We start from the raw sequence: 17,892 nt of genomic DNA, 5'->3' as shown, positions 1-17,892 counted from the left end.
CAACTTGCCAATTTCGCTACCAATATCGCGCGTACTGGAACTCCACACTTGTCTATCGGCCCACGAATTCTAGTTGAACATTGGACTCGAACCCGTACCCCAGCCTCTGGTTGAGACTGAGAATCCACCGAATCCATTCGTATGCACCTGTCGGATCACAAAGCCCGGATCCAATGCATGTGCTCCAGGCACCGTGATGTTGATCAGACTACTGGTGCTCGGATCGATGAGGTGCGTTACGTAACCCGTCGGGTCATCCCGTCACGCTCCGGACTACTGCAAACCCAGAAGCGCTTTTGCGCGGCGATTGAACTACAGATACTCCTCATAGGAAAGATCAACCTTGTCACTCAGGAGAATGTAGACACCACTCGCTGTCAGTTCCACCTTATCAACCTTACCTTCAAGGCGGGAGAAAACCTCCTCGGGTCCAAATCCAAGTGCGTCGCTGCAAAGCCGGGCATCCCAGAACTGGGCAGGGTACATCGTCAGGATGTTCTTCCTGCCGTCGAAATCCTTGACTCCAGCAGCTTTCAGATCCTCAAGGGTTGGCCCCTCTCGGCCCACACCGTCCTGATAGTCCATCGAATGCATGCCGTACGTGACCTTCACTCTGTACGCACCGAACGCCTCGGCAACAGAAGCGACGCAGTTCGTCAGAACGCTCGGATAGTCCCGTGCCTTGTTGCTGCTTCTGAACCCATACAGAATGATCTCGTCCAACGCAGCCACATCCGCGTAGTCGTACCCGGTCCCCCTGAAAGCGTATGTACCGATGATCGACAGACCTTTCAGTCCAGTCTTGATCTCATAGCGTGCCAGCAATTCTCCTCCACAGTCGGGTACAGGCGGCAGCTCGAGACCATGGAATCCCAATGGGCACTCGATTGCCGACATCCTATCCATGACATGGAGATGCCTCTCGGCAATCGAGATGGCTCTGTCAGGCCGTGCCTGAAGATGGATTGCAATGCCCTCAGTACTCACTGATTCCTCGTCCTCACAGAAATCACATCATCCATTCCATCCGGCGTGTGCGCGTTCTGGTTCGGCGACCACACCCAGGTGACGAACGGGGTGTGCTGCACCGGCGCGCTAGCCGCGCAGGCCGCAAGGGCCAGTGCCAGCGGTGCGGAAACAGGGAGGCGGGACTGATCATGGACAAATCGTAGCCAGTACACTGGCGATTGACAGAAGCGCGATCGACCACTTCGTCATCTTGCCCACATTGCTCATATCGCTACTGCCGAGCTGATTGAACCTGTTTCATTCATATGGAGTCTGCACTTGCCGGACGCCGATCACCCGAAGCACCGCTGCCCCCCCTTGGCCCTGAGCGGATATCCAGCAGGAAGTGAAGTACGTCGCGGAAAGTCCGAAAACAACCAACGAACAAATAAGCAAAATAGTTCAGGACGCCCGCAGCTGCGGTGCCGCATGAAGCGCACGATCGCCACGATACTCAGGACAGGTAGGGTGACCAACCCAAGCATGAGGATACAGCGAACCAAACCCCACAGTAGATCACATGGAATGAGTGCCACCACGCGCATCTGACCGCAGCGGAGGGAGCTGATTCGGAACTCAGAATCGAGGAAGACAATCGCCCCTGCGACCAAGCACGCCGACCAGATGGATAGATACATACCCATAACAGGTCGGTAGCGCCACGCATTTTGTCAACTTTCCATGTACTGATTGATTACTCATTCAGTAACAGGATCGTAGACCGCACCAACCACCCCAGCCTCATCCAGGCGACGCCTCACCTCTTCACTCACGATCAACGCGCCCATGAATTTCTCGATTCGGAAAATATGCCTCGCGCCGATCCTCTCTCGATCGACAATGAGTTTCGTGAACGCCCTGTACTGACCCGCGAGATCCGGTCTGACCGGATCATCCTCTTCAAACTTCATGAAATCGGAACGACCTTCGTCTACGCAGTCAACGCGCGTCTCCACGATCAATACAGAGTACTCGCCACGAACATCCTGACCCTCGATGATCAATGGTTCGACAACGACATTCATATAGGGCTCATCGAACTCAGGCAAGCCAACAAGCGCATCTCGAAATCTCGCACTTACCACTGGAACACTTGCATACCCGGCAAGAGAGTAATCGACCTCAACCCCACAATTCACGAGATCAAGGCTGTAGGTCCCAGGTTCCATGAAGTTGACGGGAGGATCTATGAAGAGCCAGTTATCCACATGATTGATATTCCCTAGAGTCCATCGCTCTGCAATGCTCATGTCGGGCCTGATGCGAAAGTATTTCAACTCAACTCCTCGTCAACCACTTGTTGACCTGACTTCCCACGATAACCGCTTCTGCCTTCATCCTCTCCAGCGTTCTTGTGACTGCAGAGTTGTACGCTGCCGTGCCAGGCTTCAAGCCACTGGTCGCTCTGTCAAGATTATCATATACGTACTGATGGTATGCCTCAGGGTGCGGCCCACGATGGCCCTTGACTGCAACCAGATTCTCTACAGACTTGTTTATATCAAGCCCTGCGCCTTCGAAGAACCGCATGTACTCTTTGGTCCACGCGACCTTTCCATTGGCCCCCACAAGACATTTATTGGTGCAAATATGATGCTTGGGAGCAGACTCGAAATCGACGGGAGCGGGGACCGATGAACGCGCACCATCCAAGGTGACGTAACCCCCACTATTGTCTTTGAAGATCGGCTTGCCTTCATCCGTATATCTCCCGGTCGAGGTGTAGGTTCCTCCTCGCGGACCAGTAACGCTGGCCGTGCCATCGGCGTTCTTGACCAGCGTGTAACCGTTGGGAACATTGAACTCTGGCGAAGGCAGTGCCAACGGCTTGTTCACAGGCGCCGGGACGTCTGCCGGCTGTCGCGGGGGGACCAGATCGGGTGCCACCGGCTTTGCAGCGGCGCCTGACTCCAACGCCGCCAGTTTCCTGGCCTTCGCGGCCGCCCGCATCGCGGTGACATCACCCAGGCTGATCACAGCCAATGCGACGTCCAGCCCAATGTCCCCCTTGGTGAATCCGTTTGCGGCCACATCGGCCAGGTTCCATTTCTGGTTCAGGCCCAGCTCGTAGGTCGCCGCATCCCAGCCGTTCCCGAAGTAGCCTGAAATGGACGACCAGGCGCCGGCGCCCTTTTCCTTCATGACACCCCAGCCGCCAATTTCACCGATGCGCTGGAAGTCGTTCAAGGCCTGCTTGGTGCTCTCAATGGACATGTAGATGGCATTCATCTTCGCCATGTCCATGACCATTCCACCTGCGTTGGTCACCACGCCTGCTCCCGAGCCCGCCTTGTCGAACAGCAGATTCAGTGCCGCGTTGGCCGCCGCCTCCTGTGTCTTCCCATTCAACGCGAGCATGCCGGCGGTGAATGGATCGCAGCGCCCTGCCGCTGCACAGGTGATCTTGTAACGGGCATCCAGGGAAGACGTATGCGTCAGCAGATCGGAGGCGAGCTGGCCACCATTGCCCTTCGTCAGTGCCGCCTGGGCCAGATCAAGGCCATTGTCGTTGATCCATCGCAGATAGGTGGAATCATTCTGGGTAAGTGACCAATAGGCGTCACCCAGTTTCGACTGCTCTGCGCGGCAGGCAGGCGAATCGGCAGCCGCGGTACATGCTGCAATCAGTGCCGTATTGCGCGCATCCGACAGCGCTGCCAGCTCCTTCTGTTCGCCGCAACGCTCCCCGCTCTTCATGCAGCTAAGCATGGCGTCCAGGAACTGCATGCGCTCTGCATGATTCAGGTAGTTGTTCTCGACGGAGTTCTTGGCGATGGTGGCTCCCAACGCCGCACCCATGGCTCCGTCTCCACCAATCCCACCAGCCATCGCGCCGACCGCCTGGCCCAATGCCTTGATCTGCTGTTCCTGCTCCGGAGTCAGCTGCCCGCCATTCTGCCGCGCGTAGTAGTCACCCAGGAATTTGGCTGCCAGTTCACCACCTCCTGCAGCAGCGGCTCCGGTACCCGCCGAACCCCCATTCGCCTCCGCAAGCAGCGCGCCAAGAAGCGCGTGCGAGAGCATCTGCATCGCCTCACTTGGGACGGCGCTCTGCTTGTTTGGATCGAATGTCTTTCCAATCAGCTCAGCGGCGTAGGGCGCGAGTGTGTTCGAGATGACCTGACCACCTGCCTGCCCTGCCACGCCGCCGACCAGCGCGGTGGAGACCGCGTTGAGCGCACGGCCGTAGGTACCGTCGGGTGCCCACTTCTGCTGCGTGACCAGTGCATCAGGGTAGGAGCTGTCAAATCCGGCAAGGGCGGCGTACTGGTCCTTGGAACTGAGGTTGGCAAACGCCTCCTTCTCTGCGGCGCTCTTCCCTTCCAGGTAGGCATCAGTGATCTTGTTGATCCCGTAGCTTCCAATGTCCGATGCGATCTGCTTGCTGGTGGCCAGTACCGTGCCTGCTGCATTCGCCATCGCCTGCTGATCGGCCAGCATCTTGTTGGCATCCGGCATTGCCTCCAGCGCGCGGTGTGCCGCAGCTGCATCGGTATTGACACCAAGTTCGGCCGCTGTGGTCTTCCTGCCGCCGATGGTGATATTGCCCTCGGTCAGTGTTGCACGCGTGCTTGAACTGTCGCTGCCACTTTCATGCATCGGCAGTCCACCGCCGAACCCGACACCATCCACGCCGCCGAACGTTCCGGATTTGATGCTGCTGCCGATACCCTGCAGCTGCTCAACCGCTCCCACACTCTTGTCCGTCGGGCCCTTGCCACTGCTGCCGAAGCCACCGCTGATGCTGCCCGACGTGGCCTTGTAGTCCATATGGTTCTGCAGGTCGGTAAACGTCAGCGAATCCGCAGTCAGCTCGCTGTTTCCTGCATTGGTGCTGGCGATCGCGCCGCCCACCAGATTCACGTGGCCAGCATCCACGTGATAACCACCATTGCCGGCAAACAGGCCGCTCTGCTGGCCAACGCCCTGATAGCTACCGTTGGCCTTGCCTCCGCTGGCGTAGCCGTCGGCGTTCCACGCGGTGCCGAACGAGACCTGCACGCGGCCGCCCACCTGGCTGTTCTTGGACATGCTCTCGGCGACGTCCTGCAGCGATTCGATGGTCAGCGTGCCCCCCGTCTTGACGTCGATGCGGTCGGCGGTGGCGGTCGCGCCGCGAAGGGTGGTATCGCCCTCGGCCTTCATCGAGATGTTCTTGCCGGTCAGCGTGGTGTTCTGCCAGGTGCTGCTCTCGGCATTGGACTTGCTGCTGCCCACACTCGCTTCGGCGTAGACATACACACCGGTCTGTGCACCCACCGCAACGCCCACGCCGACTTCGGCGCCGGCATTGCTGCTCTTGCTACGGTCGGCCACATGCGCCTTGCCGGCTTCCAGCAGGATGTCACCGGCCGAATCCAGACTGAGCGTGTTGCCCGCGCTCAGGTTGCCCTGCACCACGTGGATGTCGCCCTGGGTGCTGGTCAGGTTGACGTTGCCGCCGCCCTGGATGGTAGAGCCACGCGAGACCTGGCTGCTGCCGTCGGCACTGCTGCTGGAGGTCTTGAAGCCAACGCCGGCCTCGGCACTGATCAGTGCCCCGCCTCCGCCCTTGCCGGCCATGCTGGAGATGGCACTGGCGGCCTGATAGGCATTGGCACCAGCAGCAAGCCCCTGCATCTTCTGCAGGCGGTCGTCGGACTTGCGGGCGGCGTCGACGTTGTTGAGCAGATCGATCAACGGCGATTTCACCCGCGCGAAGGCGCCGATCTTCAGGTCCTTGTCGCTCTGCGAGTAGTGACCGCTTTCGTCAGCGGTCAGCAGCTCGATCTCAGCGGCAGTGATGTTCACGTCCTTGGCCGCCACCACATTGCTGGCGCTCTGCGTGTACTTGCCACCGGCGGTGAGGTTGACGTTGCCGCCGAGACTGCCAATGGTGCTGGCCACCTGCGAGACCTGCGCGCTGTCATCGCGATGCTGCTCGCGATGCCAGCCGGAGAACTTCTCGGTATCGGAGATCTGCACAGTGCCGATCGCCTTGCTGTCCGAGCGGTTGGCATTGCTGACCGTGTCCTGCCCACTACGGATCGTCAGGTCGCCCGCAGCGCGGATGCTGACGTCCTTTTCCGCCGCGATGTTGGCGGCGGTCAGGCTGATATCGCCCTCGGTGGTGGCCATGCGTACACCGCCACCCACCGACAGCTGTGTGCCGGTGATGGTATCGCTCTGGCCGGCGCCCTCGCTGCGCGAATTGTTGGTGCCAAACGGCAGACCGGCGGAGTTGGTGGCGATACCCCAACCCTTGCCCCGGCTGTCGCTGTCACTGCGCTCGGTGTTGTGCGCGACATCGAACACGATGTCCTTGGTGGCCAGCAGGACAGCATTGCCCTCGGCCGTCATCTGCGCACCCTGGCTGGTGATCGAGCCGCCATTGGCGATCAGCGAGAGATTGCCGCCAGCATTGAGGTTGCTGACCCGGGCGTCACTGGTGGAGTGGCTCTGGTTGCTGTTCGAGCGCTGGCTGCCGGCCGTGATCGCCGGCAGCACGGCCGCCGACACGCCGGCCGCTACGCCTTCAGCGGTACGCGTGATCCGGCCCATCATCGTGCCACTGTCGGCCATGCCTTCGGTGGCGTTGTCGCGTGCAGTGCGGTACGCCTTGGCCGGGTCGTAGGTGACGCCCACCGAGAACCCGCTGGACTTGCTCGACTGGCTGGCCTGGGTATCCACCGTATCCTGGCGGGCAATCAGGTTGATGTCCTTGCCGACCAGGGTCAGGTCCTTGCCTGCGGCCACGTCGGACGCGGCGATCGTCAGCTGGTTGCCGGCGTTGATCAGCACGCTGCCTTCGCGCGAGGCGATGGCGGAGCCGACCTGGGTGGTCGACTGCTCGGCAGAACTGCTGCTGTTCTTCGAGCTGCCGTAGCCGATCGAAGCGGTTCCATTGGAGAAGCCACCGGTGAAGCCGGACTTCTTTCTGGTCTCGCTGGACTCACTGCTGTGATGGTCTTCCGCAGAAGTGATCAGCACATTGTTGCCCGCACCGAGGACCACTGTGCCGGTGGCATCAACCACCGCGCCTACGGCGGTCAGATCGCGGCCGGCGGTGACGCTCACGCTCTCGCCCATCAGGCCGGTGCCAATGGCGTAGCTGTCGCTGCTCTCGGCGTGGCGGGTGGTGGTGGTGCTCGACAGGGTTTTCTTTTTCTTGTCGTAGCTGTCCAGGCTGAAGTCATGCGTTTCGTTGGCCGAAAGCAGGTTGACGTCGCGACCGGCCGCCACACTCAGCGTGCCATCCGAGCTGGCAACCTGGGTGGCAGTCAGGTTGATATCGCGGTTCGCTCTCAGCACTACATTGTCGCCAGCCTGCAACTGGCTGCCACGCACGGTCTCATCACTCTGGCTGATCTGCAGCGAGCTGCGCTTGCCACCTGCATTGAAGTCGCTGCTGCGGCTGTCCACCAGCGCCTGGCTGTTGATATCGCCACCGGCCTGCAGGGCCATGCCGCCATCGGCCTTGATGCGGGTTGCAGCCAGGTTGATGTCCTTGCCCGCCGCCAGCACCACATCGCCAGCGCCCTCAATCGACGTCACCGCATGCGTGGTCTGGCTGTTGCTGGTGTGGTTGCGGCTGTCGTGGTTCAGCGCACTGCTCTGGCCCAACGTCTGCGCACCCAGGTCCAGGTTGCCACCGGCAACCAGCTGGGTGATGCCGTGGCTGCCGGCATTGCGGATCTCTGCAGCCTTGAGGCCGATGTCACCGCCGGCCACCACCGACAGCACGCCATCGCCACCGGAGTTGGTGACATACAGGCCCGCCACGCGATCCAGCGTTGTCTTCTGCTGCGACAGGCGGTCGCCCTGATCCTTCCATTCCGTGGTGGTCGAGGCCACGGTGATGTTGCCGCCGGCCTTCAACGCCAGCGCATCGGTAGCCTTGACGGTACTGCCGATGATGTCGATGTCCTGCCGCGCCGACAGGCCCACCTGGGCACCGCTGATCTGGCCGCCGGACAGGTTGCGGATGTTGCCGGCATCGATGCTGACCAGCTGCCGGCCGGCAATCGTGCCGCTGTTGACCAGGTCACCGCGCAGTTTGACGTCCACCTCCGCGCCGGCCAGCAATGCGCCATCGTTGCCAAGGTCGCCCGGCAGCACCCGCAGGTAGACCTGCGGGACCAACGCGCGAACCACCGAGCCATCGGCCAGGGTGACGTCCTTTTCCACCAGCCAGACGATGTCGCTGGTCAGGCGTGCCATCTGCTCGGCGGTGAGCGCTACGCCTGGGCGCAGGCCCCATTCGCTCGCCACCGTGGCACCGGCCTCGAGCAGCGCGCGGTACTGGTCCTCGTCGCTGGCATGGCCGGTAAGGAAGCGGCGGCCGGTGAGTTCGCCGATCTGCTCGCGCACCAGCTTCTGCTCGTAGAAGCCGTCGCCCAGGCGCTTCTGCGTCTGCGAGGGATCGAAGCCTGCGCGCTGCAGCAGGTAATCCGAGCTGAGCCAATCGCGATAGCTGGCAAAGCGCGGGTCGGTTTCCACGATGTGGTTGCCACGGTTGGCGTCCACATTGAACAGGCTGGCGGTGGGTGCACCGGCATTCGGGCTGGTGGTGATCACCACGCGCGGATCAGCACCGGTTGTCGTCGTGGCCTGCTTGCCATCCACTGCGGCATTGCCACCACTGCCGGCATGCTCTCCGGCGCGCACCGCCGCCGGGCCGTTGGCATTGGCCTGCCCGGCCTGGGCGGCATTGATGTCCTGCGCCGTGCCAGCACCCGCCCCGGCGTTGCCGGCCTGGCTCGGGCCCTGGGCACCCGCCGCGTCCGCGCGCACGCCGTCGGTCTGGGCGACCGCCTGCTGATGACCACCGTTGGCGCCCTGCGCCGCGCCAGCGGTGCCCGGCCCCTGTGCGTCCACGCTGCCGGCACCCTGGCCTGTGCTCTGGCCGGGCCCCTGCACGCTGCCCGCGCCGGGGCCGACCGCACCTGCACCGCGGCCGTTGGTATCCAGCTGCGCGGTGCCCTTGCCACCACCGGCGTTGGGGTTGCTGCCCCCGTTGTTGTCGTTGCGCAGGTTGCCGACATCGATGGTGAGCTTGCCACCGGCGGTTATCGACGAACCCAGCGCGCCGGTCTTCTCGGTGATCGGTGCCGCCTTCCAGCGGCTGGAGGAGCCACCGTAGGTGATGGACTGGTTGTCGAAGGTGCTGGTACGGGTCAGCTGCTCGGCAGCATTGATCACCTCGGACTGATCGCGGTTCAGGCCGACGATGGCCAGGTCGCGACCCGCGGCGATGTTGGCGAAACGGTTCTCCAGCCGATCGGTGCTGATCCGCATGCTGCCGCCCGCGTTGATCACGGCGTTGTTTCCTGCCGAAACCACCACGTCTTCCACGGTGGTGCGGGTGGCAATGCGGGTCTTCTCGTTGCCGCTGGTCTCCTGCGGGTGACGCTGCATGTTGATCAGCGTCGCGTCCGGATTGTCATAGTCCGGATAGGTGATGATCTGCACGCAGGTCGTGGTGCAGGTGCCGTAGGCGTTGTTGTACCGAAGGGTATCGGTCACGTACTCGATCGGCGGCGACCCCGGACCACGGGTGGACAGATCGCGGAAGGGATCTTCCGCGCCTGCGCCAAGCTGATCGGGATTGTTGCGGTTGTCGGCGCGGCTGACGTAATAGATCGTGACCGTGCCGTCCTGCACGCTCAGGCGCTCACGTGACGCGCGTGCGCCATGCACGCCACCGCGGGCGAACGCATAGGCGCTGGTGTTGCTGGACAGCCGGATCACCGCCTTGCGGATCTGCTGGCCATCCGGAGTGACATAGGGGGTGTCTTCGAGGATGTCCGCCGGGTTGAGGTAGTAGATCTCATACGGCTGGTAATTCGAGGTAGCGCGGAAATCCCGGTTGTTGTTGTTGGCGTTCTTGAACCAGCCGGGTTGTTCCAGCCGCACCGGTGCATGCACGGTGGTGACCTTCTCCACGACCACGTTCTCGCGGATGTTGTTCACCGCCAGCGCGGACAGGTCCAGGTTGCCGCTGACCTCGATGGTGGAGCCGATGTTGTCCACCTTCTGGGCGCTGCCTACCGCGCCCAGGCCGTTCAGGGCACCGCCGATGGCAGCGTCGCCATCGCTGAAGATCAGGCTCTTGCCGCTGTTGGTCAGCGTGCCGACGCCGAGGTCCAGGCGCTGGCGCGCGGCGATGGTACCTGCACGGTCCACGCCGCCGATGTTGGCTGCCAGGTTGTTGAGCGAACTTGCCTGGATGGCGACGCGGTCACCGTAGATGCGGCCGCTGCCGATGTTGTCGACGGTCGCGGCGGTAATATGGGTGACGTTGCCGTCCAGCAGGCCGTAGTTGACCAGTGCGCCGCCCGCTGCAAGGCGGGTCAGGCCGATGCTGCTGATCTCGCCGGTGGAGGCGTTGGTGATGTTGCCCGCATTGATGTTGACGTTGGCGCCGGCCAGCTTGCCGGTGTTGTCCAGGTTGCCCTGGATGGACAGGCTCAGCGTGCCGTTGGCCACCATCTCGCCACGGTTGGTGTGGCTCTGGCCCAGCTCCAGAGTCATGTCACCCTGCGACATCAGCCGGCCATCACCAATGATCTCGCGGGTGCGGAGGGTCTGCTGCCTGCCGGCCACCAGGGTGCCGCCGCTGTTGACCAGGGTATCGGCGCGGACATCAGAGCCCAGCGCCGCCGACACCAGGCCACCGCTGTTGTCCAGGCGCTGGTTCACCTGCAGCACGAGGTTGTCGGCAATCACCTGGCCGTTCTGGTTGTCCAGGTTGCTGGTGGTCACCTGCAGGGTCTTGCCCTGCAACCCCAGTGCAGGACCATTGCCCGGGCTGAGCGTATTGCGGTTGTCGACATGGCCGGCCTGCAGGTCGAGGCGGCCGGTCGCGGCCACCAGGCCGCCACTGTTGAGCAGCGCGCCCTGCAAGCTGATGTCGGCATTGCCACCGGCGGTCACGCTGCCACCGGTGTTGGCCAGCTGCTGCGCGCGCAGCAGCAGGTCGGCCGCACTCACCAGCGAGCCGCCGCCACTGTTGTCGATGTTGATGGCCTGCACGTCGGCACCGGCCTTGGCGGACACCGCGCCACCACGGTTGTCCAGATCGCCGCTGCGGATCTGCAGCGTGCCACTGCTGACAATGCCGTTGCCGTTGGAACCGGCATTGATCAGCCGCTGTCCGGCGGTGTTGATGCTGAGGGCTGCCGCCGACTGCAGCAGGCCGCCTGTGTTGTCCAGGGCACCGCTGCGCAGCTCTGCGTTTCCGGAAAGGCTGGCAATGATGCCGCTGCGGTTGTCCAGCGCCTGGCCGCGGGTATCCAGCTGCAGGTCGTTGGCGATGATCCGGCCACTGTTGTTGTTCAGGCCGCTGGCCGAGACCTGCAGGTGCTTGCCGGCCTGGACCAGGCCGCCCTGGTTGCGCAGCGCATCGGCGCTGGTCAGCTGCATGTCCTGACCAGCAGCCACGGTGCCACTATCGTTGTTGATGGACTGTGCCTCGGCCAGCAGTGCGCCTCCGGCAGACAGGGTGCCCTTGTCGCTGTTGTCGAGCAGGCCGTCGACGCGCACGGTCAATGCGCTGCTGCCATCGCTGTGCACGATGCCGCCGCGATTGTCGAACGCGCCTGCGGTGAGGGTGGCGTCTCCTGTGGTCAGGATGCGGCCACCGCGATTCTCCAGCGCGTGGGTGATCGCCAGGGTGCTGATACCGCCGCCGGCAGCCTGGATCGTGCCCCGGTTGTTGAGCAGCTGCGCGCTGCGCAGATCCAGCGTGCCATTGCCGGCAAGCGTGCCACCGCTGTTGTCCAGCCTGTCGCGCGCGGACACCTTCAATGCATCGCTGCCAGAGGCGATGATCGAACCGCCCGCGTTGAGCAGCGTGCCTGTATCCACGGCGATGCGGGTAGCCGACAGCGTGCCGTCACGCAGGTCGGTGGTTTCGCCGGTCAACTGCAGGGCGCCATTGCTGAGCAGCTTGCCGCCCTGGCCATTCAAGGTGTGTGTGTTGATGGCCAGCATGCCGGTGCCAGCCTGCTGCACGGTGCCGCCGGCATTGCCGAACACTGCACTGCTCAGTGTCAGGTCACCATTGCTGGCGATCAGGCCGTTGCCGCCATTGTCCAGTGACGTGGTGGCCTGCACGGTGCTGGCCTGCGTGCCCGTCGCCAGCAGCTTGCCGTTCTGGTTGTCGAAGCGGTCGGCGTTGAGGGCGAAGTGATCGGCAGTGAGGGTGGCGCCGCGATGGTCCACGGTCACCGCATCCAGCTGCAATCCGCCTGCCGTGGCGATGCTGCCGCCGGCGCCGTCCAGCTGGGTGGCCTGTACGGTCAATACGCCCTTCCCTGCATGGACGATGCTGCCCGCGGCATTGACCAGCTGCCCGGCATCGACACGCAGGTTGCCGGCATTGCTGGCGAGGGTGCCGCCGCCGTTGTTGAAACGGCCGGTGACGGTGATCCGGCTGTCGGACGTACCTGCCGAGCTCAAGGTACCGCCCGCATTCGACAGCGAACCGGCGCTGATCTGCTGCGCACCGTTGGCAGCGATGGTGCCGCCGTCATTGCCCAGCGCGCCGCGTACCTGCAGCGACATCGCCTGGTTGCCGGTAGCGTTCAGCGTACCCGCCGTGTTGTCCAGCTGGCCGGCCTCGATGCTGACCTGCTGCGCGGCCGTGGTGCCCGCACTGAGATCGATGGTCTCGCCCTTCAGTTGCAGCTCGCCATTGCTGACGATGCGGCCGGCATGACCCTGCAGCGTGTCGGCATCGATCTGCAACAGGCTGTCGCCCGCCTGCTCGATGCTGCCGGTGCGGTTGTCCAGCGAAGCCGCTGCCAGCTGCATGCCCGCGCCGCTGGCAATCACGCCCTTGTTGCTGTTGTCGAGCAGGCCATCGGCCTTTGCCACCAGGCGTGCTGCGCTGTGCAGCGTGCCGCCCTGGTTGTCGATGCTGCCTGAGGTGATGCCGAGCCCACCGTTGGCCAGAATGCGGCCGCCACGGTTGTTGAGGTCCTGGCCGATGCTCAGCTGGCTCGCTGCGGTGCCGGCGGACTGCAGCGTACCGCCAGCATTGACCAGCACGGCGCTGCGCAGGTCCAGCCCACCGTTGCTGGATACGGTGCCGCCGCTGTTGTCGATGCGTTCGCGCGCGCTCAGCCGCAGCATGTCGCCGCCGGTCGCGGTCAGCGTGCCGCCGGCGGTGATCAGGGTGCCGGTATCCACCTCGATCCGCTTGGCCGAGGTGACACCCGCCCGCAGGTCGGTGGTGGTGCCCTTGAGCAGCAGGCTGCCATTGCTGACCAGCGTGCCGCCCGTACCGTTGAGCGTTCCAGCATTGATCGACAGCACGCCTTCGCCAGCGTGCTGCACGGTACCGCCGGCATTGCCGAACACCGCCGCCTGGATGCCCAGGTCGCCATTGCTGGCCAGCAGGCCACCCCCGCCGTTGTCCAGGCTGCCGACCACGTCGATCCGGCTGCCCTCCGCACCCGTCGCCATGACCTTGCCGGCCCGGTTGTCGAAGGACTGTGCGTCCAGCGCGATGCGCTCGGCCTGCAGGGTGGCGCCGCGATGGTCCACGCTGCCCGCCTGCAGGGTGATGGCGCCCGCGCTGGCGATGGTGCCGCCCTGGCCATCCAGTTGCCCGGTGCGCAGCAGCAGGCCCTGGCTGCCGGCATGGCTGAGCGTGCCCTTGACGTTGGCCATGCTGCCGGCGTCGATCTTCAGCGCCGCACCATTGCTGGCCAGCACGCCGTTGCTGTTGTCGAACAGGCCATCCACGTGCAGCTCGGTGGAAGCGCTGCCTGCCGAACTGAGCGTGCCGCCGCGGTTGGAAAGCTCGCCGGCTTGAATGTTCTGGGCACCGTTGCTGGCGATGGTGCCAGCGTCGTTGGCCAAGCGACCGCTGATCTGCATCGCCAGCGTTCCACTGCCCGTAGCGCGCAGCGCACCCGCACTGTTGTCCAGGCTGCCGGCCACGATGTCGAGCTGCTCGGCCGCCACGGTACCGCCGCGCAGGTCCAACGACCCGCCCTGCAGATCCAGCGCGCGGGCAGTACCGATGCTCCCGCCCTGGCCCGACAGTGTTTCCGCCTCGATGTGCAGGTTGCCGTTGGCAGAGATCGAGCCGCTGCGGTTCTCCAGCTGTGCAGCCCGGATCGCAGAGGCCGCTTCACCGGCCGCAATCAGCTTGCCATGGTCGTTGACAAAGCGCCCTGCGCGTACGTCGATGGCGCCATTGCTGCCCAGCGTTCCGCCGGTATTGTCGAGCAGGCTGCGGGCCTGCAGCTGAAGGGGCTGGGCGCCCAGCGCGCTCAACTGACCACCTGCCGTGATCACGCTGTCACCATCGATGCTGATGCGTTGCGCCGTCGTGGTGCCCTCGCGCAGATCGAGGCTGTCGCCCTGCAGGTCCAGCGAACCATTGCTGAGCAGGGTGCCGCCGGCACCGGTCAGCTCCTGCGTGGTGATGGCCAGGCTGCCGGAACCGGCCTGCTGCACGGTTCCCCCGGCATTGCCGAAGGTGCGCGCGTGGATATCCAGGTTGCCGTTGCTGGCGAGGGTGCCGCCATTGCCGTTGTCCAGCGTGCCCTGCACGCGCAGCGTATTGCTGCCGGTGCCAGTGGCGACGATGCGTCCGCCCCGGTTGTTCCACCCGGCTGCCGTGATGTCCAGTTGCGTGGCGGTCAGCGACGCGCCCTGGTGATCGACTTCGGCCGCGTTGAGCTGCAGTGCGCCGGCGGTGGCGATCTGTCCCTTCGCGCCGTCCAGGCGCCCGGTGTCGATGACCAGGCCGGCGGTACCTGCATGGCTGAGCGTGCCACCTGCGTTCATCAGGGCGCCGCTCTGCAGCTGCAGGTTGCCCGCATTGCTGGCAATGCTGCCGCCGCTGTTGTCGAGCGTGCCGTCGACCCGGATCTGCGACGCCGCGGTACCGGCCGAGTTGAGCGCGCCGCCGCGGTTGGACAGCGCGCCCGCGTGGATCTGCTGGGCGCCGTTGGCACTGATGCTGCCGCCGTCGTTGCGCAGCAGGCCCTGCACCTGCAGCTGCATCGCATTTTCGCCCAGTGACAGCAGGCTGCCGCCACTGATGTCCAGCCCGGCAGCATCGATCTTCACGTCATGGGCGCGGGTGCTGCCCTTCTGCAGGTCCAGCTGCTGCCCGCTCAACTGCAGCTGACCGTTGCTGGCAATGCTGCCACCGGTCCCCTGCACCGAGGTCGCGTTGATCTTCAGCGTGCCGGTGCCGGCGTGGTCGATGCTGCCGCCCTCGTTCAGCAGGCCATCGGCCGTGATGTCCAGGTCGCCATTGCCGGACAGCAGGCCGCGCTGGTTCTGCAGCCGCTGGCTGGCATGGATGCGGCTGGTGCCGGTGCCTGCGGCGATCAGCTTGCCGCCATCGTTGATGACGGTGCCGCCGTTGATGTCCAGCGCACCATTGGCACCCACGGTGCCGCCGCTGTTGTCCAGGGTGCGCGCGACCTGCAGGCGCAATGCATCACTGCCCGTCGAGGTCAGCGTGCCGCCCGCGGTGGTCAGGTCGCCGGCACGCACATCGATGCGCTGTGCAGCGGTGGTGCCATTGCGCAGGTTGAGGGTATCGCCGTGCAGCTGCAGGGTACCGTTGCTGAGGACGGTGCCGCCCTGGCCCTGCAGGTTGGCGGTGGTGATGCGCAGGTTGCCGGTACCCGCCTGCTGCACGGTACCTGCGGCATTGCCAAAGGATGCTGCGTCGATCTGCAGGTCGGCATTGCTGGCCAGCAGGCCACCGTCGCTGTTGTCCAGATGATTGCGCACGCTGAGCGTACTGGCCTGCTGGCCGGTGGACAGCACGCGGCCACCACGGTTGTCGAGGTCCCGTGCCGTCAGCTCGAGCTGGCGGGCGACCAGCTGCGCGCCGCGGTGGTCGGCACGGCCCAGCAGCAGGTCTGCCGCGCCTGCGGTAGCGATGCTGCCCTGTACACCCTCCAGTACCTCCGCTCGCAGCAGTAGCCCTTCGCTGCCGGCGTGGTTGATGTTGCCCTTCGTGTTGACCAGGGTGCCGATGTCCAGACCCAGGCGCGTGGCATTGCTGGAGATGCTGCCCTCGCCGTTGTCGAGCTGACCGATCGTCCAGGTCGTCGCCGCGCTGCCACCGTGGGCAAGGCTGCCGCCACGATTGATCGCCGACTGCGCCTTCAACTCGAAGCCACGGGCGAAGGTCATGCGGCCGGCGCTGTTGTCCAGCTGCTGCACCTGCGCGCTGGCCGCACCCTGGACCTGCAGGGTGCCGCGCATGTTGCGCAGCGCCTGTCCCTGTACCTGCAGGGTACTGGCGCCCAGCGTACCGTCGCTGTTGTCGAGGCTGTTGCGGGCGCTGAGCTGCAGGTCACCGCTGGCTTCAATGCGGCCACCGTCGTTGCTCAGGGTTCCGGCGATGTTGAGCATGCCGGTTGCCAGGGGCGGGAGCGGCGTGACCGGCGGGGTGCCGGTTCCCGGAGAGCCGGTGCCCGGGGTACCCGTGCCGGGCGTGCCGGTGCCCGGCGTCCCGGTTCCGGGCGTACCGGTGCCAGGCGGGGTACCGGTGCCGGTACCCGGCGAGACGCTGGCCACGTTGCCGATGCGGCCCTGCAGATTGCTGACATCGGCCGCCTGCAGCTGCAGCGCCTGCGTTCCGAGCTGTTCAATGCTGCCGCCACGATTGCGCAGCGCATCGGCGTTCACTTCGATGCGGCGCGCATTGAGCGTGCCACCACTATTGTCGACGTCTACCGGGGTCTGCACGCGCAGCTCGCGCTCGGCACTGAGCGTGCCGGCATTGGCAATCCCGCCGCTGGCGTCGATGCGGGTGTCCTGCTGCGCATGCATCGCGCCGACATTCTCCAGCCGGCCATCGGCGGTGACCACCAGTTCACCGGCCTGCGCGCCGATCTTGCCGGCGTTGCGCACGCCCACGCCGTGTTCGTTGCCGACCAGCCAGATCCGATTGGCGTACATGCCGCCCAGTGCGCCCACGTCCAGCGCGAAGACGGGCGCCGCAGAAGCCGGCTTCTGCGCCTGGACACTGCTGTGGTCGGCACTGACCACGTTGCTTCCCAGGCTGGCCTGCAGCTGGTTGGCCCAGATGCCGGCGTTGACCTGCAGCGAACGGGTGATGATGTCGGTGTAGTCGGCGCGACTGGTATCCAGGCCTGCACCACCGACTCCGATGCTGCCGCCTTCCACGCGATACCCGTCCAGCACGCCATTGGTAACGATCGGCGTGCCGGTGGTGAGGGTCACCCGGCTGGCGTTGAGGAAGCCTGCGCCATTGACCTGGATGCCGGCCGGGTTGGCGATGACCACCTGCGCCCGCGCACCCGCGACCTCCACGTAGCCATTGAGGTGGCTGGGGTTGCTGCTGTTGACCTCGTTGAGGATGACACGCGCGGTACCGGTGGCCAGCCACGGATTGCCCTGCACCCAGCCACCCAGCTGGGTCTGCACGTCCCCGCGCGAGTTGTTGAGGATGACACCCTGCTGGCCGACGTCGAACTGCTGGTAGGTGTTGCGCGACACACCGCCGGCGCTGGGCGTGGTGATGTTCACCTGCGGCGTGCCGTTGGCCGAGGTGATCACCGTCGGGCGCTGGTTTGCCGGTGCGCCGGGGTCGGCGGCAATACGGCCGGGATCGGCCGGCGCCTGCTGCGCGGACAGCGGCTGCACCAATCCCACCCAGCCCAGCACCAGCCAGAGCGCGAAACTGATCGGCCGCAGGGTGCCGACGGCATTGCCGCCGCGGTGGTCTACCCCGCCGTGTGCAGCGTTGACCAGCTCGGAGGCGACCTGCATGACGCCGAGCGTACGGTTGAAGACCAGACGGTAGACTTTGTTCACGGCGCTGATTCCTTTCGGTGCTGTTGGGTTGTATGCGCAGCAGGCTGCGCGGTACCGCATCGTGTTGGCCGCGCAGGG

The 17,892-nt window shown here is 64.6% G+C and carries 3 protein-coding genes; all 3 read right to left on the bottom strand.

What is annotated here, in order from left to right; translation table 11 throughout:
* Positions 1–312: 312 nt before the first annotated feature.
* Positions 313–987 carry a hypothetical protein gene (locus ACZK0Z_RS00805; RefSeq protein WP_197632185.1) on the bottom strand — a complete coding sequence of 225 codons (675 nt, stop codon included), beginning with the start codon at positions 985–987 and terminating at the stop codon, positions 313–315.
* Between the two features lie 719 nt (positions 988–1,706).
* Positions 1,707–2,258 carry an imm11 family protein gene (locus tag ACZK0Z_RS00800; protein ID WP_197572800.1) on the bottom strand — a complete coding sequence of 184 codons (552 nt, stop codon included), beginning with the start codon at positions 2,256–2,258 and terminating at the stop codon, positions 1,707–1,709.
* A gap of 28 nt (positions 2,259–2,286) precedes the next feature.
* Positions 2,287–17,814: a hemagglutinin repeat-containing protein gene (locus tag ACZK0Z_RS00795; protein ID WP_197632186.1), complete on the bottom strand. Its 15,528-nt coding sequence runs from the start codon at positions 17,812–17,814 to the stop codon at positions 2,287–2,289.
* Positions 17,815–17,892: the final 78 nt, after the last annotated feature.

Source organism: Stenotrophomonas sp. 116085_Sma (genome assembly GCF_056479585.1).
The sequence above is the reverse complement of the archived record's forward strand: the minus strand, read 5'-3'. Positions and strand labels throughout refer to the sequence as shown.